21 protein-coding genes, 3 pseudogenes and 1 riboswitch are annotated in these 21,227 nt (G+C 71.5%); of the genes and pseudogenes, 21 read left to right on the top strand and 3 right to left on the bottom strand.

The window, feature by feature from the left end; all coding sequences use genetic code 11:
• Positions 1-131: 131 nt before the first annotated feature.
• From QQK49_RS22735 to QQK49_RS09245, 4 genes and pseudogenes are all read left to right on the top strand, one after another.
• Positions 132-404, top strand: a pseudogene (locus QQK49_RS22735) (magnesium chelatase); the annotation flags it as partial.
• 391 nt (positions 405-795) lie between these two features.
• The gene (locus QQK49_RS09255) at positions 796-1,647 is read left to right on the top strand and encodes a VWA domain-containing protein (RefSeq protein WP_284303661.1); all 852 of its coding nucleotides are present in this window, start codon (positions 796-798) and stop codon (positions 1,645-1,647) included.
• Positions 1,648-1,697: 50 nt separating this feature from the next.
• Entirely contained in the window at positions 1,698-2,597 is a 900-nt protein-coding gene (mmuM, locus tag QQK49_RS09250) for a homocysteine S-methyltransferase (RefSeq protein ID WP_284303660.1), read from the top strand.
• A gap of 70 nt (positions 2,598-2,667) precedes the next feature.
• Positions 2,668-3,030, top strand: coding sequence for a VOC family protein (locus QQK49_RS09245; protein ID WP_284303659.1), 363 nt, complete (start codon positions 2,668-2,670; stop codon positions 3,028-3,030).
• Positions 3,031-3,058: 28 nt separating this feature from the next.
• Here QQK49_RS09245 and QQK49_RS09240 read toward each other — a convergent pair whose 3' ends face one another.
• On the bottom strand, positions 3,059-3,508 hold the full coding sequence (locus QQK49_RS09240) for a hypothetical protein (protein WP_284303658.1): 450 nt from the start codon (positions 3,506-3,508) through the stop codon (positions 3,059-3,061).
• Between the two features lie 117 nt (positions 3,509-3,625).
• On the opposite strand from QQK49_RS09240, the gene cobO reads away from it, so the two are divergent.
• Positions 3,626-4,249: a cob(I)yrinic acid a,c-diamide adenosyltransferase gene (gene cobO / locus QQK49_RS09235; RefSeq protein ID WP_284303657.1), complete on the top strand. Its 624-nt coding sequence runs from the start codon at positions 3,626-3,628 to the stop codon at positions 4,247-4,249.
• A gap of 13 nt (positions 4,250-4,262) precedes the next feature.
• Here the strand turns inward: cobO and QQK49_RS09230 are convergent, their stop codons facing one another.
• Positions 4,263-5,018, bottom strand: a complete 756-nt coding sequence (locus QQK49_RS09230) for a thermonuclease family protein (protein ID WP_284303656.1) — start codon at positions 5,016-5,018, stop codon at positions 4,263-4,265.
• Between the two features lie 260 nt (positions 5,019-5,278).
• Here QQK49_RS09230 and QQK49_RS09225 point away from each other — a divergent pair, with 260 nt between their 5' ends.
• The 8 genes and pseudogenes from QQK49_RS09225 (at position 5,279) to QQK49_RS09190 (ending at position 12,333) form a co-directional block, all read left to right on the top strand.
• On the top strand, positions 5,279-5,689 hold the full coding sequence (locus QQK49_RS09225) for a YhjD/YihY/BrkB family envelope integrity protein (RefSeq protein WP_284303655.1): 411 nt from the start codon (positions 5,279-5,281) through the stop codon (positions 5,687-5,689).
• A gap of 8 nt (positions 5,690-5,697) precedes the next feature.
• Positions 5,698-6,492: a YihY/virulence factor BrkB family protein gene (locus QQK49_RS09220; protein WP_284303654.1), complete on the top strand. Its 795-nt coding sequence runs from the start codon at positions 5,698-5,700 to the stop codon at positions 6,490-6,492.
• Positions 6,493-6,525: 33 nt separating this feature from the next.
• Positions 6,526-6,639, top strand: a riboswitch (cobalamin riboswitch).
• Between the two features lie 116 nt (positions 6,640-6,755).
• Positions 6,756-7,445, top strand: a pseudogene (locus tag QQK49_RS09215) (cobyrinic acid a,c-diamide synthase CobB); the annotation flags it as partial.
• Complete coding sequence (locus QQK49_RS09210; RefSeq protein WP_284303653.1) at positions 7,421-8,134, top strand: hypothetical protein; 714 nt, start codon at positions 7,421-7,423, stop codon at positions 8,132-8,134. The pseudogene QQK49_RS09215 and the gene QQK49_RS09210, both read left to right, overlap by 25 nt.
• Positions 8,131-9,243 carry an aminotransferase class I/II-fold pyridoxal phosphate-dependent enzyme gene (locus QQK49_RS09205; RefSeq protein ID WP_284303652.1) on the top strand — a complete coding sequence of 371 codons (1,113 nt, stop codon included), beginning with the start codon at positions 8,131-8,133 and terminating at the stop codon, positions 9,241-9,243. Before QQK49_RS09210 ends, QQK49_RS09205 begins: the two co-directional genes overlap by 4 nt.
• Complete coding sequence (gene cobT / locus QQK49_RS09200) at positions 9,209-10,945, top strand: nicotinate-nucleotide--dimethylbenzimidazole phosphoribosyltransferase (protein WP_284303651.1); 1,737 nt, start codon at positions 9,209-9,211, stop codon at positions 10,943-10,945. Before QQK49_RS09205 ends, cobT begins: the two co-directional genes overlap by 35 nt.
• Positions 10,935-12,074 (top strand): uroporphyrinogen-III C-methyltransferase, encoded by a 1,140-nt coding sequence (cobA, locus tag QQK49_RS09195; RefSeq protein ID WP_284303650.1) that lies wholly within the window; start codon positions 10,935-10,937, stop codon positions 12,072-12,074. Before cobT ends, cobA begins: the two co-directional genes overlap by 11 nt.
• Before the next feature lie 40 nt (positions 12,075-12,114).
• Positions 12,115-12,333, top strand: a complete 219-nt coding sequence (locus QQK49_RS09190; protein ID WP_284303649.1) for a hypothetical protein — start codon at positions 12,115-12,117, stop codon at positions 12,331-12,333.
• Between the two features lie 4 nt (positions 12,334-12,337).
• Here the strand turns inward: QQK49_RS09190 and QQK49_RS09185 are convergent, their stop codons facing one another.
• Positions 12,338-12,802 carry a DUF3043 domain-containing protein gene (locus QQK49_RS09185; protein ID WP_284303648.1) on the bottom strand — a complete coding sequence of 155 codons (465 nt, stop codon included), beginning with the start codon at positions 12,800-12,802 and terminating at the stop codon, positions 12,338-12,340.
• A gap of 220 nt (positions 12,803-13,022) precedes the next feature.
• Between QQK49_RS09185 and QQK49_RS09180 the strand changes: the two are divergent.
• The 8 genes and pseudogenes from QQK49_RS09180 (at position 13,023) to QQK49_RS09145 (ending at position 21,221) form a co-directional block, all read left to right on the top strand.
• Positions 13,023-14,410, top strand: a pseudogene (locus tag QQK49_RS09180) (dipeptidase).
• A 16-nt stretch (positions 14,411-14,426) separates the two neighbouring features.
• On the top strand, positions 14,427-15,596 hold the full coding sequence (locus QQK49_RS09175; protein WP_284303647.1) for a glycerate kinase family protein: 1,170 nt from the start codon (positions 14,427-14,429) through the stop codon (positions 15,594-15,596).
• A 148-nt stretch (positions 15,597-15,744) separates the two neighbouring features.
• On the top strand, positions 15,745-16,104 hold the full coding sequence (locus QQK49_RS09170; RefSeq protein WP_284303646.1) for a HesB/IscA family protein: 360 nt from the start codon (positions 15,745-15,747) through the stop codon (positions 16,102-16,104).
• A gap of 138 nt (positions 16,105-16,242) precedes the next feature.
• Entirely contained in the window at positions 16,243-17,232 is a 990-nt protein-coding gene (locus QQK49_RS09165; protein ID WP_284303645.1) for a carbohydrate kinase family protein, read from the top strand.
• Positions 17,225-17,953, top strand: coding sequence for a leucyl/phenylalanyl-tRNA--protein transferase (gene aat / locus QQK49_RS09160; protein WP_284303644.1), 729 nt, complete (start codon positions 17,225-17,227; stop codon positions 17,951-17,953). Before QQK49_RS09165 ends, aat begins: the two co-directional genes overlap by 8 nt.
• A gap of 199 nt (positions 17,954-18,152) precedes the next feature.
• A complete protein-coding gene (gene ctaC, locus QQK49_RS09155; RefSeq protein ID WP_284303643.1) occupies positions 18,153-19,043 on the top strand; it encodes an aa3-type cytochrome oxidase subunit II in 891 nt (296 codons plus the stop codon).
• A complete protein-coding gene (ctaD, locus tag QQK49_RS09150; RefSeq protein ID WP_284303642.1) occupies positions 19,043-20,809 on the top strand; it encodes an aa3-type cytochrome oxidase subunit I in 1,767 nt (588 codons plus the stop codon). The genes ctaC and ctaD overlap by 1 nt, the downstream gene beginning before the upstream one ends.
• Positions 20,778-21,221 carry a cytochrome c oxidase subunit 4 gene (locus QQK49_RS09145; protein WP_284303641.1) on the top strand — a complete coding sequence of 148 codons (444 nt, stop codon included), beginning with the start codon at positions 20,778-20,780 and terminating at the stop codon, positions 21,219-21,221. The genes ctaD and QQK49_RS09145 overlap by 32 nt, the downstream gene beginning before the upstream one ends.
• The last annotated feature ends 6 nt before the right edge of the window (positions 21,222-21,227 follow it).

Genomic DNA, 21,227 nt, shown 5'->3' with positions numbered 1-21,227 from the left:
TTCGTCCTCGTCGGCACGATGAACCCCGAGGAGGGGAGTTGCGGCCGCAGCTCCTCGACCGGTTCGGGCTCGCCGCCGACGTGGCGGCGAGCCGCGAGGTCGACGTGCGCGTCGAGGTCGTGCGGCGACGGATGGCCTACGAAGCCGACCCGGCGGCGTTCGTGGACCGGTACGAGCGTGAACAACGCGACCTCGCCGCCCGCATCGCCCGCGCCGAGGACCTGCTGCCGCAGGTCGTGCTCACGGACGACTCGGTGCGCCGGATCTCCACGATCTGTGCGCAGTTCGACGTCGACGGCATGCGGGGCGACCTCGTCACGGCCCGCACGGCGTGCGCGCACGCGGCCTGGTGCGGACGCACCGAGGTGACCGATCTCGACGTGCGCGTCGCCGCCCGGCTCGCGCTGCCGCACCGGCGCCGCCGCAACCCCTTCGACGACCACAGCGGTGACGAGCTCGAGGAGATCCTCGACGAGCACGTCCCCGAGCAGCCCGACGACGATCCGGACGGCCCGGACGACGACCCGCCCGCACCCGATGACGGACCGGACGACGATCCCGACGACGAGAGCGCCGGCCAGGAGGAGCCGACCGACGAGTCGCCGGACGACGGTGAGGGGAGCGGGAACCCGGTCGAGCAGGACCCCCGCCCCGACCGCCGGAGTCGAATCGCGACGAGGCGCAGGGGCCGGGCGAGGACGCGAGCGACACGCCGGACACGCCCGAGTCCGGACCTGCGCGACCGGCGCCGGCGGGGACGAGCGGCACGCGACCGGACTCCCCTACCGCACGCGGTTGTTCGCCCTGCCGCACGCGGGGGCCGGGGTGGCGGGTCGACGGTCGTCGGCCGACGTCGCCACGGGTCGCCACGTGCGCGCGGTGCATCCGGAGGACCCCCGCGGCCGGGGGTTGGCGCTCACCTCGACGGTGCTCGCCGCCGCGACCCGGGGGACCGGGCGAGGCGAAGGTGGAGACGCCGTGCCCGGCGTGGACGTCGGTGCGCAGGACCTGCGCCGGAGTGTGCGGCGCGGCAAGGAGGGCAACCTCGTCGTCTTCGCCGTGGACACCTCGGGGTCGATGGGCGCGGCCGAGCGCATCCGTCAGGTGAAGACGGCGTGCGTCTCGTTGCTCATGGATGCCTACCAACGGCGGGACAAGGTGGCGGTGGTGACGTTCGCCAAGAAGCAGGCGCGCGTCGTGCTGCCGCCCACGAGCAGTGTGGAGTTGGCGCAGCGTCTGCTCGCCGACGTGCCCACGGGCGGTCGGACCCCGCTGGCCGAGGGCCTGACCAGCGCCTATGACGTCATCAGGCGCGAGCGGGTGCGCGATCCCCATCGGCGAGCCCTCCTCGTGGTCCTCACCGACGGCCGGGCCAGTGCGGGCGGCCGCACGGCCCTGCCGCGGGCCCACCGCGTGGCGAGGGGATCGCCGCCGACGCCGCCCGCACCGGCGCGATCGGCAGCGTCGTCGTCGACTGCGAGTCCGCCAGGGCCGGGTTCCGACTGGGCCTGGCCAGAGATCTCGCCGGTCACCTGCGTGCGGAGTACGTCGACCTCGCCGACCTCGGCGGCACCCTCACCCCGGTGCGACGCACGGCCTGAAGCACCAGTACCACGACTGCCTACGTGCGCCTGGATGGTCGGGTGAGCGGCGCGGAGGCGTCATCATGAGGGATGCCTCGTGATCACCACACCCCCATGCTCGACTTCGCGGCCCCGAACGAGGTCACCGTGCTCGACGGTGGCCTGTCCACGCAGCTCGAGAGCGCCGGGCACGACCTGTCGGATGCGTTGTGGTCGGCGCGCCTGCTGCGGGACGATCCGGAGGCGGTCGTGTCGGCGCACGCGGCGTTCGTCCGCGCGGGTGCGCAGATCGTCACCACCGCGAGTTACCAGGCCTCCTTCACCGGATTCGCCGCCGCCGGGATCGACGCGGCGGAGACGACCCGGCTGCTGCGGCTCTCCATCGACCTGGCCCGTCAGGCCGTCGACGTCGCGTCACCGGAGCAGAAGGTGGCCGTCGCGGCGTCCGTCGGGCCGTACGGCGCGTCACTGGCCGACGGGTCGGAGTACCGCGGCCGGTACGGGCGCACGACCGGTGAGCTGCGCGACTGGCACGCCCGTCGCGTCGAGGTGCTCGCCGACTGCGGCGCCGACCTGCTGGCGATCGAGACGATCCCCGACCTCGACGAGGCGGCTGCGCTGGTCGACCTCGTGCGGGGCAGCGGGCGGCAGGCGTGGCTCAGCTACACGATCGACGGCGAGGCCACCCGCGCCGGACAACCCCTGACCGAGGCGTTCGCCGTGGCGGCCGGGGTGGCCGAGATCGTCGCGGTCGGCGTCAACTGCTGCGCGCCGGACGACGTGCTCGCGGCCATCGAGGCCGCCCGCGAGGTCACCGGCCTGCCTGTCGTCGTCTATCCCAACAGCGGTGAGGGCTGGGACGCCCAGGCCCGCACCTGGGTCGGACCGGGGCGAGGACTCGCCGACCTCGTCCCGAGCTGGATCGAGGCGGGCGCCCGCCTCGTCGGCGGCTGTTGCCGCGTCGGCCCCGATCAGCTCGCCGAGATCGCGGCGCAGGTCCGACGCCGGTCCTAGCGCCGACGGCGCCCCGGGCCCGAGTCCCGACCCGTGGACTTCGGGAGGCCGCATCAGCAGGATGGACGGCATGGACGCGGCCCTGCGCATCGAGATCTTTCCGGCGGACCTGGACCGGACGGTCGCCTTCTACCGATCGCTGGGGTTCGAGCTGCTGACACGCGACGAGGGCCCACCCCCGTACGCCTACCTGGGTCTGGGGTCGGTGCGGATCGGCGCGATCGAGTCCGAGCCCGTCGCCCCGGGAGCCCGACCGCACCCGGTGGGCACGGAGATCGTCATCGAGGTCGAGGACGTCGCCGCGCTGCGGGACCGCTTCGTCGATGCCGGTGTGGTGCTGGACACCGACCTGCAGCGACGGCCCTGGGGGCTCAGCGACGTCCGCCTCTACGACCCCGACGGCCACTACCTGCGGTTCACCGACGGACTGTGAGGCGCCGAGCCCGCCCGACGCCCGCGGCTCACCCGGCGGATCCGATCCGCTCCCGCACCCCCTCGACCCCGGTGCGGACGGTGGCGCCGTAGGCGTCGTCGGGGAGGCGCTGGAGGTGCTCGGTCGCGAGCACCAGGTGGGTGCGCGCGACATCGACGTCGCCACACCGATGCGCCACGTCGGCCAGGTTGAGGTGCAGGGAGGGCAGCATCCCGGTCGGATCGGCGATCCCGACCTCGGCCCACCCTTCCTCCGGCGCGAGCTCGAACTCCCGCAAGGCGCTCTCGTCCCAAGCCCGTTCGTGCTCCGGCGCGTCCTCGCAGTCGGCGGCGTAGTGCGCGATGACGCAGCGCAGCACGTGCTCGGTGGGTGGGGTGTCGTCCCACACCGACCGGAACGCCTCTCGGGACGTCACCCGATCGTGCTCGCGGGACATCGTGATGGTGTCGGTGATGCGGCTCCACAGTTCTCGGTCCATGTCGGCGACCGTAGCCGCGGCCACTGACAACCCCATGCCGCGATGTCGGGTGCTCGCGTGCCCTCGACGGGAGCCGGTAGCGTGCGCAGGACACCCACCACGGACGAAGGAGCCTTCATGCCCCAGGGACAACCCGAGGTCGTGCCGAACGACGGACTGACCACCCGTCAACGCCGCAACCGCGCGATCCTCGCGGTGCACACGGGGGCCGGCAAGGGGAAGTCGACCGCGGCGTTCGGTCTGGCCCTGCGCGGCTGGAACCAGGGCTGGGACATCGGGGTGTTCCAGTTCGTCAAGTCCGCCAAGTGGAAGGTCGGTGAGGAGTCCGTTCTCACCCGCCTGGGTGAACTGCACGAGCAGACCGGTGAGGGCGGGCCGGTCGAGTGGCACAAGATGGGCTCGGGGTGGAGTTGGACCCGCTCGAGCCAGGGTGAGGACACCGAGGAGCAGCACGCCGCCGACGCCCGCGAGGGCTGGGCGGAGATCAAGCGGCGCCTCGCCGACGAGCGGCACGACCTCTACGTGCTCGACGAGTTCAACTACCCCCTGAAGTGGGGCTGGATCGACATCGACGACGTCGTGGACACCCTCGCGAACCGCCCGGGCAAGCAGCACGTCGTCATCACCGGCCGCCCCGCCCACGACAAGCTCATCGAGGCTGCCGACCTCGTCACCGAGATGACCAAGATCAAGCACCCCATGGACGCCGGTCAGAAGGGGCAGCGCGGCATCGAGTGGTGAGCGCGTCCAGCGGTCACACCTTCGCGGGACGCCATCCGGCGCGCCGAGCCTCGGCCTCCGAGCAGAACATGCGCTCGCCCTTGCTGCGGTCGATCTTGGTGGCGTTGTAGTAGCGCTGTCCGGGCTTGTGGTAGATCTTCTCGCCGTCGTTCGCGATGTTGCCCTTGATCGTGCAGCCCGCCACCGGCTTCGGTGCGGGCTTGGGCGCTGGCTTCGGCCGGGTGAGGACGGGAGCGGGGGAGCCGCAGGCCTTCCACAGCCCGCGCTTCTTGGCCTTGGCCCTCGCCTGGTCCTTGCGGTAGGTCGGCTGACCGATGTACGGCTTGCCGACGGTCAGCTCCCGACCGAAACCGTTGGAGATGAGGCGCTGACCGAGTTTGGTGCCGTCGGTGAGGATCACGTGGCGCAGCAGGCGTCCGTGCACGTCGCGGTTCGGTTGGGTGCGGTCGGCGCGCAGGACGACGGTCTTGCGGTACACCAACTGCGTCGTCGCGGCCTTGGCCTGCGTGGCGTAGCACTGCCGCTTGGCGAGTTCCGGAGTGTCCACGCCGATGACCCGGATCTTCTCGACCTTGCCGCCGATGCGCGCGTGGATCGTGTCGCCGTCCACGACGTAGGCGACCGTGGTGCGCACGTCGCCGGCCGCGGTCGAGGCCGCCGGAGCGATCGCCTCCGCCCCGGGCACCGCCGACCCCGCCACCAGGGCCCCGGCCGCGAGCGCCCCGGCCCCGATCCGTCCGACCCGCGTCATCGTCGTCGTCCCCAGCATGTCCCGCTCCGTCCCAGTAGGTGCACGTCCCTCGTCGGCCGTGTCCGGACCGAGCGGAGGAGTTGCCCCTCACCCGACCACCCCTCACATCGTGCGGACAGCGAATCATGTTTCATCACAACCAGATCCGATTGAGGTCGTGCCTTTGGTCCCGACCACGCCCGATCACCTCGCGGGCCGGCGGGTGGTCGCGAACGTGTCGCACCGCGCACCCGCGGACCAGCGTGGGATGATCGCCCGCAGGTGGGAGGTGGAGCGTGATGCGCGGACTCGTCGGCCGACTCGATGCCGTACAGCGCCGGAACCGGCTTCTGGGGGCGCCTCTGGGCGTCGTCTACAAGTTCCTCGACGACCAGGGCTTCTACCTCGCGGCCCTCATCGCGTTCTACGCCTTCATCTCCCTGTTCCCGCTGTTCCTGTTGTTCTCCACCATCCTCGGTTTCGCCCTGGAGAACGACGCGGGCCTGCGCGAGGACATCCTCGAATCGGCGGCGCGGCAGATCCCGGTCATCGGCCAGGAGATCGAGACGGCCGGGCTGCGGGGGAGCGGGACGGCGGTCACGGTCGCCGTCGTCACGGCCGTGTTCGGATCGCTCGGCGTCGCCCAGGCCATCCAGAACGCGATGAACGTCGTCTGGGGCATCCGGCGCAACGAGCGTCCCAACCCCTGACGAGCCGGTTGCGGAGCCTGGGTCTGCTCGGGGCCCTCGGCCTGTTCGTCGTGGCGACCACGGTGATCTCCCAGATCGGGTCGATCCTCGGCAACCGGGTGCCGTGGTTCTCGGCGACCTCCGCGGTGTTCCTCTTCGTGGGGTCGTTCGTGCTGTCGGCGATCTTCTTCGTCGTCATCTCCCGCCTCGGCACGGCCAAGCCGCCGCAGATCAGGGAGCTCGTGCCCGGCGCCCTGCTCGCGGCCCTGGCCTGGCAGGGGTTGCAGAGCGGGGGCAACGCCTTCGTGACGACGGTGGTGGCCCGGGCGTCGGTGACCAACGGCGTGTTCGCGGTCGTCCTCGGCCTCCTCGCCTGGCTGTACCTCGCCGCGATCGCCCTCGTGTTCTGCCTCGAGACCAACATCGTCTACGCCCGCCGTCTCTACCCCCGATCGCTGCTCACCCCCATGACCGACCGGGTGGACCTCACCGAGGCCGACCGGCTCGCCTACGCCCGCCTCGCGCGGGCGCAGAGCCTCAAGGGGTTCCAGAACGTCGAGGTCACCTTCGACCACGACGGCCAGTACGCCACCGAGCATCGTCGCCGTCGCGCCACCGAGCCGCAGGAGAGCGCCGACACCCGGATCCTGCGTCTGCGCGAGGGTCTGCGCCGGGCGCTGCCAGAGTCGGTGACCTCGCGCTTCGACCCGGTCGCGCACATCGCGGACAAACCGGTGACCACCACGGTCGGCCACGAGACCGAGGCCGATGAGACCCCGGACACGACCCCGGAGCACACCGCGTCGGAGCCGCAGGCGCGCTGATAGGCTCGCGCTCGCCGGCCACCCGACCGGCATCACCTGTCGTCGGCCGACAGGTCGGAGGAAACCGGTGCGACACCGGTGCGGTCCCGCCACTGTGACCACGCCCCAGGCGTGGGAGCCAGGAACTCCGGTCGGCCGAGTGCTGTTCCGGGACGCGGATCCCGGAAGAGAGGCCGCTCGTGTCGAATCCCCGACCCCTCACCGGTCGCCTCGCCCTGCCCAGGGTCCTGCTCGCGGCCCCGTCCTCGGGCAGCGGCAAGACGATGGTGACCACCGGCCTGCTGGCGGCGCTGCGTGCGCGGGGGCTCCAGGTGAGCCCACACAAGGTCGGCCCCGACTACATCGATCCGGGGTATCACGGCGCCGCCTCGGGTCGACGCGGCCGCAATCTCGACCCCCACATGCAGGGCGTCGAACGCATCGTCCCGCTGCTGCTCCACGGCGCGATGACCCCGGCGCCCGCGGACGTCGCCGTCATCGAGGGCGTCATGGGTCTGTTCGACGGCGCCCTCGGCCGCGAGGGGTTCGCGAGCAGCGCCCACGTCGCCGAACTGACCCGCGCGCCTGTCGTCCTCGTCGTCGACTGCGCCTCGACCTCCCGCAGCGTCGGCGCCCTCGTCCACGGGTTCGCGACCTTCGACGCCGGCGTCCGCATCGGCGGGGTGATCCTCAACAACGTCGCCTCGCCCAGACACGAACGTGAGGCACGCGACGGCGTCGCGGTGACCGGGGTCCCCGTCCTCGGAGTCCTGCCGCGGCGCCCCGACGTCGTCGTCCCGAGCCGCCACCTCGGCCTGGTGCCGGCCGCCGAACGGACTCCCGAGGCCATGGCCGCCGTCGCCGCCCTGGGCGAGCTCGTGGGCGAGCACGTCGACCTGGACGCCGTGCTCGACCTCGCGAGGACGGCGCCGGATCTCGAGGAGACGCCGTGGGATCCGGCGGCCGAACTCGCCGCGGCGGGCTGGACCGGTGGCGGTGCGCAGGCACGCGCCAGGCGGGTCGCGGTCGCCGGGGAGAGGCCTTCACGTTCTCCTACGCCGAGAACGTCGAGCTGCTCGAGGCGGCCGGCATCGAGGTCGTCACGTTCGACCCGCTCACCGGCTCCCTGCCGACGGGCGTCGACGGCATCGTCCTGGGCGGCGGATTTCCGGAGGTCCACGCCGCCGCGCTGTCGGCCAACGCCGGGTTGCGGCACCAGATCGCGCGGTTCGCCGGCGAGGGTGGCGTGATCTCGGGGGAGTGCGCGGGGATGCTCTACCTGGCCCGGAGCCTCGACGGCCACCCGATGTGCGGCGTGCTCCCGATCAGCGCCCGGATGACGGGCCGACTCACCCTCGGCTATCGCGGCGCCGTGGCCCTCGCCGACAGCGTGCTCGGACGCGAGGGTGAACGGGTCACGGGCCACGAGTTCCACCGCACCGTGGTCGAACCCGACCCCACCGAGACGACCGACACCACCCACACCTCCGACCTCGCCGACGGCCGGACGGCCTGGGGCTGGCACGACCGCGACGGCACTCCCCATCGTGAGGGCTGGGTGCAGGGGCGGGTCCACGCCTCTTACCTGCACCTGCACTGGGCGGGAGCTCCGCGGGTGGCCGCGTCGTTCGCCGCGGCGGTCGGCGCGGGGGAGCTGCGATGACGACCGACCCCGGCTCCCTCGACCCCCGACTGCTCGAGCACCACGGCGACGTGGAGGCCCGGGGGATGCTCGATTTCGCCGTCAACGTGTCGGTGCCGGCGCCTCCGGAGTTCGTGCGGGCGGCGATCACGGCGGCGCTGGGCGACCTCAGCGCCTACCCGGACCCGAGCGCCGCGACCGCCCACCTGGCCGGCCACCTCGGCGTCCCGGGAGACCGGATCCTGCTGACCAACGGCGCCGCGGAGGCCTTCCACCTCCTGGCCCGCGCGCGCGCCTGGCGTCGCCCCGTCGTCGTGCACCCGCAGTTCACCGAGCCGGACACCGCGTTGCGTGCCGCCGGGCTCGACCCCGGATGGCACGTGCTGCGCGCGCCCCGGTTCGTGCTCGACGCCGCGGAGTTCGACGCCGCCCACCCGGGTGCCGACCTCGTCGTCCTCGGCAACCCCACCAACCCGACCTCGGTGCTGCACCCGGCCGCCGACCTGCTGCGGTTGCGGCGCCCGGGACGCGTGCTCGTCGTCGACGAGGCGTTCCTCGACGTCGTGCCCCGCGAACAGGACACGCTGCTGCGGCACGCGGGGGCCGGTGAGGGGGTCGTCGTCGTGCGAAGCCTCACCAAGACCTTCGGACTCGCCGGGCTGCGTGCGGGATTCCTCGTGGGTGACCCCGATGTCATCGAGGCGTGCGCCCGCGTGCAGCCGCACTGGTCGGTCAACCACCTGGCCTCGACCGCCGTCGAGGCGGTGGCCACGGCCGAGGGTGTGGCCCACGTCGCGGACGTCTCGAGGCGCATCGCGCAGAACCGCCCCCGGCTCGTCGACGGGCTGACCGGCCTCGGTTTCGCCGTGGTCGGCCCCCGGCCGGTCCCTTCGTCCTGGCCTCCCACCCGCGGGCGCCGGAACTGCGACTCCGCCTGCGCGAGCAGGGAATCGCGGTCCGGCGCGCGGACACCTTTCCCGGGCTCGGACCCACCTGGCTGCGGTTCGCGGTCCGCGACGCCGGCCCGACCGACCATCTGCTCGACGCCCTCGCCGCGATCCTGCGCACGATCGAGCACCCGAGAACGGAGCACCTATGACGACCCCACCCATGGCAGCCCCCGAGCGTGAGGCGCTCGCCCGGGTCGTCGCGAACCGGCGCGACATCCGCACCGGGTTCACGATGGAGCCGATCGACGACGACGTGCTCCTGCGTGTCCTCGGTGCGGCCCACCAGGCCCCGAGCGTCGGGCTGTCCCAGCCCTGGGACTTCGTCCTGCTCACCGACCTCGAGGTGCGCACCCGCGTGCGCGCCTTGGCGACCCGGCAACGGGAGCGGTTCGCCGCGGGCCTGCCCACCCCGCGCGCCCGACGCTTCGACGGGCTCAAGGTCGAGGCCATCCTGGCCACCCCGCTCAACATCGTCGTCACCTGCGACCCGACCCGCGGCGGCCCCTACACCCTCGGGCGCCACGCCGACCCGCGCACCGCGCCGTTCTCCGTGGCCTGCGCGGTGCAGAACCTGTGGCTGGCCGCCCGCGCCGAGGGCCTCGGCGTCGGATGGGTGAGCTTCTTCGACCCGGACGAACTGCGCGCCGAACTCGGCCTGCCGGCCCATCTGCAGATCGTCGCCTTCCTCTGCATCGGCCATGTCGAGGAGTTCCCGCCCGCCCCCGAGCTCGCGCTGAGCGGGTGGGCACGCCGACGCCCGCTCGCCTGGGCGGTCCATCACGACACGTGGGGTGCCCGACGGCTCCCAGGAGGAGAACCCATGTCACTCATCGAGGAGACGGTGGCCGCGATCGCGCCCGTCGACCAGGCCGCCCGCGCCGACGCGCTGGCCCGTCAGGCGATCCTCACCAAGCCCGCCGGGTCGCTCGGTGAGCTCGAGGACGTCTCGGTGCGCCTGGCGGGGATCAGCGGAACCTGCCCGCCGCCGATCCCCGAGCCGGTCGCCCTCGCCGTCTTCTGCGGCGACCACGGCGTCCATGCCCAGGGTGTCACCGCGTGGCCGCAGGAGGTCACGATGCAGATGGCCCACGCGGTCATGGACGGCGGCGCCATGACGAGCGTGATCGCCCGCAGCGTCGGCGTGGAGGTCGCGGTCGTCGACATGGGTGTCAAGGGCGACCTACCCGACCGGCCGGGCGTACTGGTCCGCAAGGTCGCCCGGGGGACCGCCGACATGGCGGTCGAGCCCGCGATGACCCCCGAGCAGTGCCGCCTGGCCGTCGAGGCCGGGATCGACGTCGCCCGCGACCTCGTCGCCCAGGGCAACCGCCTCCTCGTCACCGGCGACCTCGGCCTCGCCAACACGACGGCCTCGGCGGCCCTGCTCGCCGCGATGACCGGGTGCTCGCCCGAGGAGGTCACCGGCCGCGGCACGGGCATCGACGACGCCATGCTCGCCCACAAGACCGAGGTCGTCCGCAGCGCGCTGGAGCGTCACGGCGTGAGCGAGGCTGACCCGCTCGTGACCCTGGCCGCCGTCGGCGGTTTCGAGCACGCCGGCCTCGTCGGATTCCTCCTCGGTGCGGCGGCGCAACGCACCCCCATCGTGCTCGACGGGGTCATCGCCCTGTCCGCCGCCGTGGTCGCCGCCGCGATCGCCACCGCCGCCGTCGACTACTGGTTCGCGGGGCACCACTCCGCCGAGCCCGGCTGCCGGCGCGCCACCGAACACCTCGGACTCCGCCCGCTGCTCGACCTCGGCATGCGTCTCGGGGAGGGCAGCGGGGCGGTCTGCGCCGTGCCGCTGCTGCAGGCGGCGGCCCACGTGCTGGCCGAGGGAGCCACCTTCGAGAGCGCCGGAGTCACCGAACGTGAGGACTGAGCACACCGCACCGGGTGGCCGGGATCGTCGATCCGTCGAGGTCCTCCTGCGCGAGCGCGACGCCCTCGTCGTCGGCGGCGGCGTCGAGGCCATCGGCCCGGTGAGCGAACTCCTGCGCGCCGGGGCCCGGGTGAGCCTCGTCGCGACCACCCTCGAGATCGCCGTGCAGGACCTGGTCGAGCGCGGGCTCATCACGTGGCACGACCGCGACTACCGAGCGGACGACCTCGACGGGATGAGCGTCGTCGCCGCCGCGAGCGGTGATTCCGAGCTCGACGCCCGCGTCCTGCTCGACTCCGCCGAGGCGGGCGTGCTGCCGATGGCACGCCCCGCCTCACGCCGGGCCGGTGGCGACGCCGACGCCGGTGGTGGATCAGGCTCTGTCGGTGGATCGGGCTCTGTCGGTGGGGGATCGGTCGTCCTCGTCGGCGGCGGACCCGGCTCACCCGGCCTCATCACCGTCGCCGGGCGCGAGGCGGTCCTGAACGCCGACGTCGTCGTCGTCGACCGGCTCGCCCCGCTGGCGCTCCTGGAGGAGCTGGGGCCGGAGGTCGAGGTCGTCGACGTCTCCAAGATCCCCCGCGGCCGCTCCACGAGCCAGGAGCGGATCAACGCCGTCCTGGTCGATCGCGCGACGGCCGGCAAGCGCGTCGTCCGGCTCAAGGGCGGCGATCCGTTCGTCTTCGGCCGCGGCATGGAGGAGCAGATCGCGTGCGTCGAGGCCGGTGTGCCGGTCGAGGTCGTGCCCGGGGTGACCTCCGCGGTCTCGGCGCCGGAGCTCGCCGGCATCCCCGTCACACACCGCGGTCTGGTCCAGGGGTTCGCGGTCGTGTCGGGACATGCGGCGCCGGAAGATCCTCGCAGCACCGTCGACTGGGCCGCCCTGGGACGCAGCGGAGTCACCGTGGTCGTGCTCATGGGTGTGGAGACCCTGCCCCGCATCGCGCGAGCGCTGCTCGAGTCGGGCCGCCCCGCACAGACGCCGGTCGCGTCGGTGATGGACGCCGCACTGCCCAGTCAACGCGTGTACACCGCCACCCTCGCGAGCCTCGCCGAGGGCGCGCCGCCGGAGGTCACCGCGCCGGCCGTCACGGTCATCGGCGACGTGGCCCGCTTCGCGCAGGGATGATGCCTCGCGGCGGGATCGATGTTGGCCTAGGGTCGCCGACATGACTTCGTCGAACGCATGGACCTGGCGGTGCGAGAGCTCGGACGGTACCCCGGTGGGTGGCGACGTCGTCCCCGGCTCGGGTTTTCCGAGCCAGGGCGAGGCCGAGGCCTGGTTGTCCGAGGGGTGGGCCGACCTCGCCGACGCCGGCGTCGAGCAGGTCACCCTCCTGGAGGGTGAGCGGGAGGTCTACGGACCGATGAGCCTGGCGGCCGGCTGACCGCTCAGGCCGGTCGCGTGGGGATCGGTTGCCCGCCGCGCGTGACCTGCGGTCGGGGCACCCGGCCCGCACGGAGTTGCACCGACCGCGAGAACACGTACCAGCCCGTGCCGCGTTGGGGCTCCTCGCCGAACTTGGCCAGCACGGCCTTCTTGACGCGCCGCACCAGCAGCACGACGTCGAGGATCGTGACGAAGAGCATGCCGTAGAGAACCGCGAACCCGAGTGTGTAGGCCCAGCCGTAGGGCAACAGGCTGATCGGCAGGGCGACGATCATGATCGGCAGCAGGAACTCACCGATGTTCCAGCGGGCGTCGACGATGTCGCGGATGAACCGGCGCTGGGCGCCCTTGTCCCGCGGGCCGAGCGCCCATTCCTCACCGCGGTACATCGCCTCGCGGTACTTGCTGCGTTCGGCACGTTCGCGCTGGCGGGAGTCGCGTTTGGCCGCCTCGCGGTCGGCGGGCACGATGGGTCGCCGCCGCGCCGCCTCCGCCTCACGTCGCGAGGGGTGGGCCGATTCTTGGCCCCCGGGCGCACCGGCGAGCTCGCCTCGGTCATCGACGCGGCCGATGCCGCGGTCGACCCGGTGCGAGTGGGCTCGCCTTCCTTCTTCTTCCGTCCGAACACGAGCCTCACCTTATCCGTGACCACCCCGCTCGACTCCAATCGATCGTTAGGCTGGTGCGATGACTGAGCCGCAGACGTCGCTGCCGTCCGACCGCGTCGACCATCTCCGGGGTCGGATCCGCGAGCTGATGCCCACGGTCCGCGCCGATCTGGAGGATCTGGTCCGCATCCCGTCGGTGTCCTTGTCCTCCTTCGACGCCGCGCACGTCACGCGCAGCGCCGAGAAGGTCGCCGAGCTCCTGGCCGGGGCCGGCGCCGAGGTCGAGGTCGTCCGTGAGGGGAGGGGCACCCGGCGATCATCGGCCGCATCGACGGACCTCCCGGTGCGCCGACGGTCCTGCTCTACGCCCACCACGACGTCCAGCCGCCCGGGCCCGACTCCGACTGGCAGTCACCGCCGTTCGAGCCCACCGAGCGCGACGGGCGCCTCTACGGCCGCGGCACCGCCGACGACAAGGCCGGTGTCATGGCCCACGTCGCCGCCCTGCGCGCGCAGGACGGCACGCCTCCGGTGTCCATCCGGTTCTTCGTCGAGGGCGAGGAGGAGGTCGGCAGCGAGTCGCTGCCCGCGCTGCTCTCCCGCTACGCCGACCGGCTCGAGTGCGACGCCATCGTCATCGCCGACTCGGCCAACTGGGCGATCGGCACCCCCTCGCTCACGACCACGCTGCGCGGCAACGTGCGGTTCACCGTCACCACGCGCGCCCTGGATCACGGCCTGCACTCCGGCCTCTTCGGCGGCCCGGTCCCCGACGGGATCACGGCCATGTGCCGCCTGCTCGCGACGCTGCACACCGACGCCGGTGACGTGGCGGTCGAGGGGCTGACCGCCACCGACGACCTCGGCGTCGACTACCCCGAGGACACGCTGCGCACCGACTCCGGCATCCTCGACGGCGTCGACCTCATCGGGACCGGCTCGCTGGCCTCGCGACTGTGGACCAAGCCCGCCATCACGGTGGTCGGCATCGACGCCCCTGCCGTGGACGTCGCCGCGAACCTGCTCTCACCCTCCTGCCGGGCCAAGGTCTCGGTCCGGATCGCCCCGGAGCAGGACCCCCACCAGGCCTTCGAGGCACTCAAGGTCCACCTGGAATCCCACGCGCCGTGGGGTGTCCACGTGGAGGTCGAGCTCGAGGACGCCGGCGCCGGCTTCACGGCGTCGACGCAGGGACCGGTCGTCGCGGCCGCGAACGCCGCGCTGGAGGCCGCGTGGCAGACCGACCCCACCGTCGTCGGGCTCGGTGCCTCCATCCCCTTCATCTCGGAGTTCGCCGAGACGTTCCCCGATGCGGCGATCCTCATCACGGGTGTCGAGGACCCCGACACCCGGGCGCACGGGCCCGACGAGAGCCTGCACCTGGCGGAGTTCGAGAAGGTCTGCCTCGCCGAGGCGCTCCTGCTCGACCAGCTCGGCCGTCTCGACGACGTCGCTCCGGCGTCCTGACCCGGCGGGAGAGCACGTGCGCGTCCTGATCTGCCCCGAATCGTTCCCGGGGATCCTCACCGCCGTCCAGGCGGCGGAGGCGATGGCCAAGGGGTGGCGACTGCGGGCCCCGGACGACGAGCTCACGCTCGCACCGCTGTCCGCGGGCGGCCCCGGATTCCTGTCGGTGCTCGCCACGGCCGTCGGCGGGGTGTCGGTGGCGACGACCGTCAGCGACCCGCTCGGGCGCGACGTGCCCGCCTCCCTGCTGCTGGTCGACGAGACCTCCGGGTCGACGATCATCCGCACGGCCTACGCCGAGGCGGCGCAGGCGTGCGGTCTGCACCTGCTGGGTGCCGACGAGCGCAACCCCCTCATGACCAGCTCGTTCGGCGTGGGGCAGCTCATCCGCGCCGCGCTGGAGGAAGGGGCGCACCGCGTCGTCCTGGCCGTCGGCGACTCGGCCGCCAACGACGGGGGAGCCGGACTCCTGTGCGCGCTCGGGGTCGGCGACCCGGCCCGCCTCGCCCGCGGCGGGGGAGCCCTGCACGAGATGGCCGAGGACGCGCTCACCGGACTCGCCGAGGCCCAGGACCTGCTCGCCGGCGTCGAGGTGATCGTCGCCACCGACGAGACATGTCCCCTGCTCGGCTTCGACGGCACCTCGGCCCTCGATTCACCCGAGCGGGGCGCCTCCGTCGAACAGTCCCAGGCGCTCGAGCGGGCGCTGGGGCGGTTCCACGAGGTCGTTTCCCGCACCAGCCCACCGACCCAGGACCTGTTCACCGGACTGCCCCGCCGCCTCGACCGCGAGCCGGGCGCCGGAGCCGGTGGTGGCCTCGGCTACGCGCTGCTCGCGCTTGGCGGTCACATCCGCAGTGCCGTCGAGATCGTCGAGGAGGCCTGGGACATGGAGGCCCTACTGGATCGCCACGACCTCGTCCTCACCGGGGAGGGCTGCTTCGACTGGACCTCGCTGCGGGGCGGCGTGGTCGCCGGAGTGGCGCGGCTCGCCTCCGCGCGGGGGCTGCCGACGGTCGTCCTCGCCGGTGAGGTCACCGTCGGACGTCGCGAGACCATGGCGCTCGGCGTGACCGGCGTCTACGCGGTGGCCGAACGCCCCGGGCAGACCGAGGCGATGATGGCCGACCCGGTCGGCTCGCTCACCGAACGCGCCGCCCGGGTGGCCGGGACCTGGTCCCCCTGACACCTGCCCCCTGACACGCCGATCGCGGGGGGCGGGGGCGTCGACGGGAAGATCCACGGGCGCTACGGTGTTGTGAAGGGTGGCCTCACCGTGGGTCGTCGATCCGCTCACCCAAGCGGCGGCCCCCCATCGAAGACAAGGGAGCATCATGACTGTGCAGAACGACCAGATCACCGAGGCGGCGCACGGTGTCCTGCTGACCGACGTGGCCGCGTCCAAGGTCAAGAGCCTGCTGCAGCAGGAGGGCCGTGACGACCTGCGACTGCGGGTCGGTGTGCAGCCCGGTGGCTGCTCCGGACTCATCTACCAGCTGTACTTCGACGAGCGCACGCTCGACGGCGACGCCGTGCGTGACTTCGACGGGGTCGGAGTGGTCGTCGACCGCATGAGCGCGCCGTACCTCGAGGGCGCCACCATCGACTTCGCGGACACCATCGAGAAGCAGGGCTTCACGATCGACAACCCGAACGCCGGTAGCTCTTGCGCCTGCGGCGACTCCTTCAGCTGAGCCGCGACCACGTACACGCGAGGCAGGGTCGTCCCGACGAGGTCGGGGCGGCCCTGTTCGCATGCCCCACCCCGAACGACGGTCCCGACCCGGGGTGCCGACGCGGAGATCATCGGGCCCGGCCGGTAGATTCGGTCCGTGCCTATCGCTGTTGCCGGGTCTATCGCGACCGACCACCTCATGACCTTCCGGGGGCGGTTCGCCGACTCCCTCCTCGCCGAGCAGTTGGAGAAGGTGTCCCTCTCCTTCCTCGCCTCCGATCTCGAGATCCGTCGAGGGGGAGTGGGGGCCAACATCTGCTTCGGGATGTCCCTGCTCGGGGAGCGTCCCGTCCTGGTCGGGTCGGCCGGCGCCGACTTCGCGGATTACCGCTCCTGGCTTGAGCGTCACGGCGTGGACTGCGCCTCGGTCCACATCTCCGAGACCGCGCACACCGCGCGCTTCGTGTGCACCACCGACGACGACCAGGCCCAGATCGCCACGTTCTACCCCGGCGCGATGTCTGAGGCGCGTGACATGGAGTTCGGTCCGGTCATCGAGCGGGTCGGCGACCTCGACCTGGTGCTCATCGGCCCGGACGACCCGGAGGCGATGCTGCGCCACACCGACGAGTGCCGTGACCGGGGCATCCCCTTCGCGGCCGACCCCAGCCAGCAGATGGCGTTCATGGACGGTCAGTCCATCCGCCGGCTCATCGACGGCGCCACCTACCTGTTCACCAACGAGTACGAGTCGCACCTGGCCATCCAGAAGACCGGCTGGAGCGCCGAGGAGATCGCCTCCCGCGTCACGACGCGGGTCATCACCCGCGGTGGGGACGGATGTACCGTCGTCACCCAGGGCGAGGAACCGATCTCGGTCGATGTCGTCGCCGCACGGCGCGTGGCCGACCCGACCGGTGTCGGCGACGCCTTCCGGGCCGGGTTCCTCGTGGGCATCGTGCGAGGAATGGGCATGAAGCACTGCGCGCAGCTCGGAGCCGTCATGGCCACGCACGTCGTCGAGAGCCCCGTCGGTCCCCAGGAGTACGCGGACGACCTGCACGGACTGCGCGACCGCCTGGCGGACGCCTACGGCGAGGTGGACGCCGAGGTCATCGCGGCGCATCTGCCCGAAGGCCGTGTCTGAGGACCGCTCCCGGCCCGTCGAGCCGCCGCCCAGCCGGCACACCTTCGACGCCCGACGCGCCTGGGGCGAGGACGTGGTCGGGGTCGGCGCGGATCTCGAACCGGGCACTCTGCTGGCCGCCTATCGCGCCGGCGTCTTCCCCATGGGTGTCGGCCGGCACGGCAGCGGGCCGCTGGTGTGGTGGTCTCCCGACCCGCGCGGGGTGCTCCTGCCCGACGGTCTGCACGTCTCACGCTCGCTGCGCAAGGCGGTCCGACACTTCGAGGTGACGCTGGACGTCGACTTCGCGGGCGTCGTCGCGGGTTGCGCCGACCCCGCGCGGGACGGGCGATGGATCACCTCCGGCGTGGCCGCCGCCTACCACCGCCTGCACGAGCTGGGGTGGGCCCACTCGGTCGAGGTGTGGCGCGACGGTGAGCTCGTCGGCGGCCTGTACGGCGTGGCCATCGGCGGGTTCTTCGCCGGTGAGTCGATGTTCCACCGCGTCCCCGACGCCTCCAAGGTGGCGCTCGTGAGGCTGGCGGACGTGATGTTCGCCGACCGCGACCGGCGCCGGTTCGTCGACACCCAGTGGTCGACGCCCCACCTGGCCTCCCTGGGCATCGTCGACATCCCGCAGGCCGACTACCTGCGGCGGCTCTCGCGGGCGTTGGAGGCGCCGATGCCGACCGCGCTGCTCGAGGCGTGGCAGCGGTCGGGCGCCCGGACCGACACGCCCTGAGCGCCTCCCGGCAGGCGGGCGCCTGGTCTGATTCGATTCGACGACAGTCAGACAGCGGGCCTGCCGCACGCCGATCGGCTACCTGGCTGGTCTATGCTGGCGACGTCCACGACCCCGCTCGATACCCTCGGGAAATATCGGGAGGGGCCCTGCGCCCGTCATCTCGGCGGGGCGTCAGAACCGAATCGGAAGGTGCACCTTGCCTCGGCACGATGACTCACCACGGCGCGCACGGCGATCACGCCTCGCGCTCGGCGGTTTGGCGGCACTCGCGACCCTTGCCCTCAGCGGATGCTCCGACGCGGCCCGGCGGGGCTGGTTGCCCGAGGGCGCCTCGACCGGTGCCGACCGTGTGACCGCCCTGTGGGTCGGGATGTGGATCGCGGCGCTCGGCGTCGGGTTCCTCGTCTGGGGCCTGACGATCTGGTGCATGGTGCGCTACCGGCGCCGCAAGGACGACGTGGGACTGCCCCCGCAGCTGCGGTACAACGTCCCCATCGAGATCCTCTACACGATCATCCCCGTGATGATGGTGGGCGTCATCTTCTTCTTCACGGCCCGTGACGAGGCCATCCTGCTCGACACCTCGCAGCAGCCCGACGTCACGGTCAACGTCGTCGGCAAGCAGTGGAGCTGGGACTTCAACTACGTCGACGCCCAGGTGTGGGAGTCCGGCGTGCAGGCCGAGCTCACCGGCAAGCCCGGGGTCGAGGAGACGCTGCCGACCCTGTACCTGCCCGAGAACTCGCGCGTCGAGTTCCAGCTCACGGCACGCGACGTCATCCACTCCTTCTGGGTGCCGGCCTTCCAGCAGAAGCTCGACATGGTCCCGGGCAAGGTCAACAAGCTGCAGATCCACACCAAGCAGCAGGGCACCTTCCAGGGCAAGTGCGCCGAACTGTGCGGCGCCTACCACGCCACGATGTTGTTCAACGTCAAGGTCGTCTCCCAGCAGGAGTTCGACCAGCAGATGGCTGCCCTCAAGGCCCGGGGACAGACGGGCATGCTCGACAACTCCCTCAGCCGCCAGCACCTGGTTCCCGGTGAGCCAGGGGAGCAGCAGTACCAGCCTCAAGGAGGTGGCAACTGATGGCTTCGGTCGTCTCGCGTCCTCAGGACGCCGCACACCACGAACCGCCGAGTGACGGACAGACCTCGCTGGGGCGCCAGTTCGTCAAGGTGATCACCACCACCGACCACAAGGTGATCGGAAACCTGTACTTCATCACCTCGATGGTGTTCTTCGCCATCGGTGGAGTCCTGGCCCTGATCATCCGCGCCGAGCTCACCGCGCCCGGTCTGCAGGTGCTGCAGAACCTCGAGCAGTTCAACGCGATGTTCACCATGCACGGCTCGATCATGCTGCTGCTGTTCGCGACCCCGCTGTTCTCGGGCTTCGCGAACGCCTTGCTGCCGTTGCAGATCGGCGCGCCCGACGTCGCCTTCCCTCGCCTGAACATGCTGGCGTACTGGCTCTACCTCTTCGGTGGCATCGTCGCCGTCGCCGGCTTCCTCGTGCCGGGTGGCGCGGCCTCCTTCGGATGGTTCGCCTACGTCCCGCTGGCCAACTCCACGTTCACCCCGAGCCTGGGTGCCGACCTCTGGATCCTCGGCTTCGCGGCCACCGGCTTCGGCACGATCATGGGTGCGGTCAACTTCATCACCACGATCGTGTGCATGCGCGCGCCGGGTATGACGATGTTCCGCATGCCGGTGTTCACGTGGACGGTCCTGGTGACCTCGATCCTGGTCCTCATGGCGTTCCCGGTCCTCACCTCGGCGTGGTTCGCCCTCGCCGGTGACCGACTCTTCGGGATGCACATCTACGACCCGGCCAACGGCGGTCCGATCCTCTACCAGCACCTGTTCTGGTTCTTCGGGCACCCGGAGGTCTACATCATCGCGCTGCCGTTCTTCGGCATCGTCAGCGAGATCTTCCCGGTCTTCTCCCGCAAGCCGATCTTCGGCTACAAGGGCATCATCTTCGCGACCATCGCGATCGCCGCCCTCTCGGTGACGGTGTGGGCGCACCACATGTACGTCACCGGACAGGTGCTGCTCCCGTTCTTCTCGATCATGACGATGCTCATCGCCGTCCCGACGGGTGTGAAGTTCTTCAACTGGATCGGCACGATGTGGGGCGGATCGCTCACCTTCGAGACGCCGATGATCTGGGCGCTGGGCTTCCTGGTCACCTTCCTCTTCGGTGGCCTCACCGGTGTCGTCCTCGCGAGCCCCGCGCTGGACTTCCACCTCTCCGACACCTACTTCGTCGTCGCGCACTTCCACTACACGGTCTTCGGCACGGTCGTGTTCGCGATGTTCGCCGGGTACTACTTCTGGTGGCCCAAGCTCACCGGCAAGATGCTCGACGAGCGGCTCGGCAAGTGGCACTTCTGGCTGCTGTTCATCGGCTTCCACACCACGTTCCTCATCCAGCACGTCCTCGGTATGCAGAACATGCCGCGTCGTTACGGCGACTACCTGGTCGAGGACGGCGTCGTCCTGTTCAACGTCATCTCGACGGTCGGTTCGGTGCTATTGGCCGTCTCGATGCTCCCGTTCTTCTGGAACGTGTGGAAGACCCACCGCCACGCGCCCAAGGTCACGGTCGACGACCCGTGGGGTTACGGCTCCTCGCTGGAGTGGGCGACGTCCTGCCCGCCGCCGCGGCACAACTTCAACTCGCTGCCCCGTATCCGCTCCGAGCGCCCGGTGTTCGACCTCAACCACCCCGAGGTGGCGGCGTTCGACAGCCCGACTCCCGACAAGGGTGTGCTCGACGAGCTGTACGGCGAACCGGATCTCGACGACAAGAAGCACGGTGACGACGTGCGGGAGGGGAACGTTCGATGAGGAAGCCTCCGGCCTCTTCAACGCAGGCTTCTTCTTCTTCGTCCCTGTAGCGATCGTCTACGGGCTGTGGACGCACTTCGCCACTCCCGGTGGCGTGGAGCCGGTCGGTGTCGTCGCCATGACGCTCCTGGGCCTCATGAGCGCCATGGTGGGGATGTACCTGAGGGCCACGATGCGCCGGCTGGACGCCGATCCGGCCGACGACCCGCGTGGTGAGCAGTACCAGCAGGAGGGCGAGTACGGATTCTTCAGCCCGCACTCCTGGTGGCCCCTGCCCCTCGCGGTCGCGGCGATCCTGGTCTTCCTGGGTCTGCGCCTGGGCCTGTGGGTGTTCCTCGTCGGTGTCATCGTCGGCGTCCTCGCCATCATCGGGTGGACCTTCGAGTACTTCCGTCAGGACATGACACTCTGAGCTCCC

Source organism: Mobilicoccus caccae (genome assembly GCF_030161635.1).
Taxonomy (GTDB): Bacteria; Actinomycetota; Actinomycetes; order Actinomycetales; family Dermatophilaceae; genus Mobilicoccus; species Mobilicoccus caccae.
Note: the sequence above shows the minus strand (reverse complement) of the source record. Positions and strands in the feature narration are given on the sequence as shown.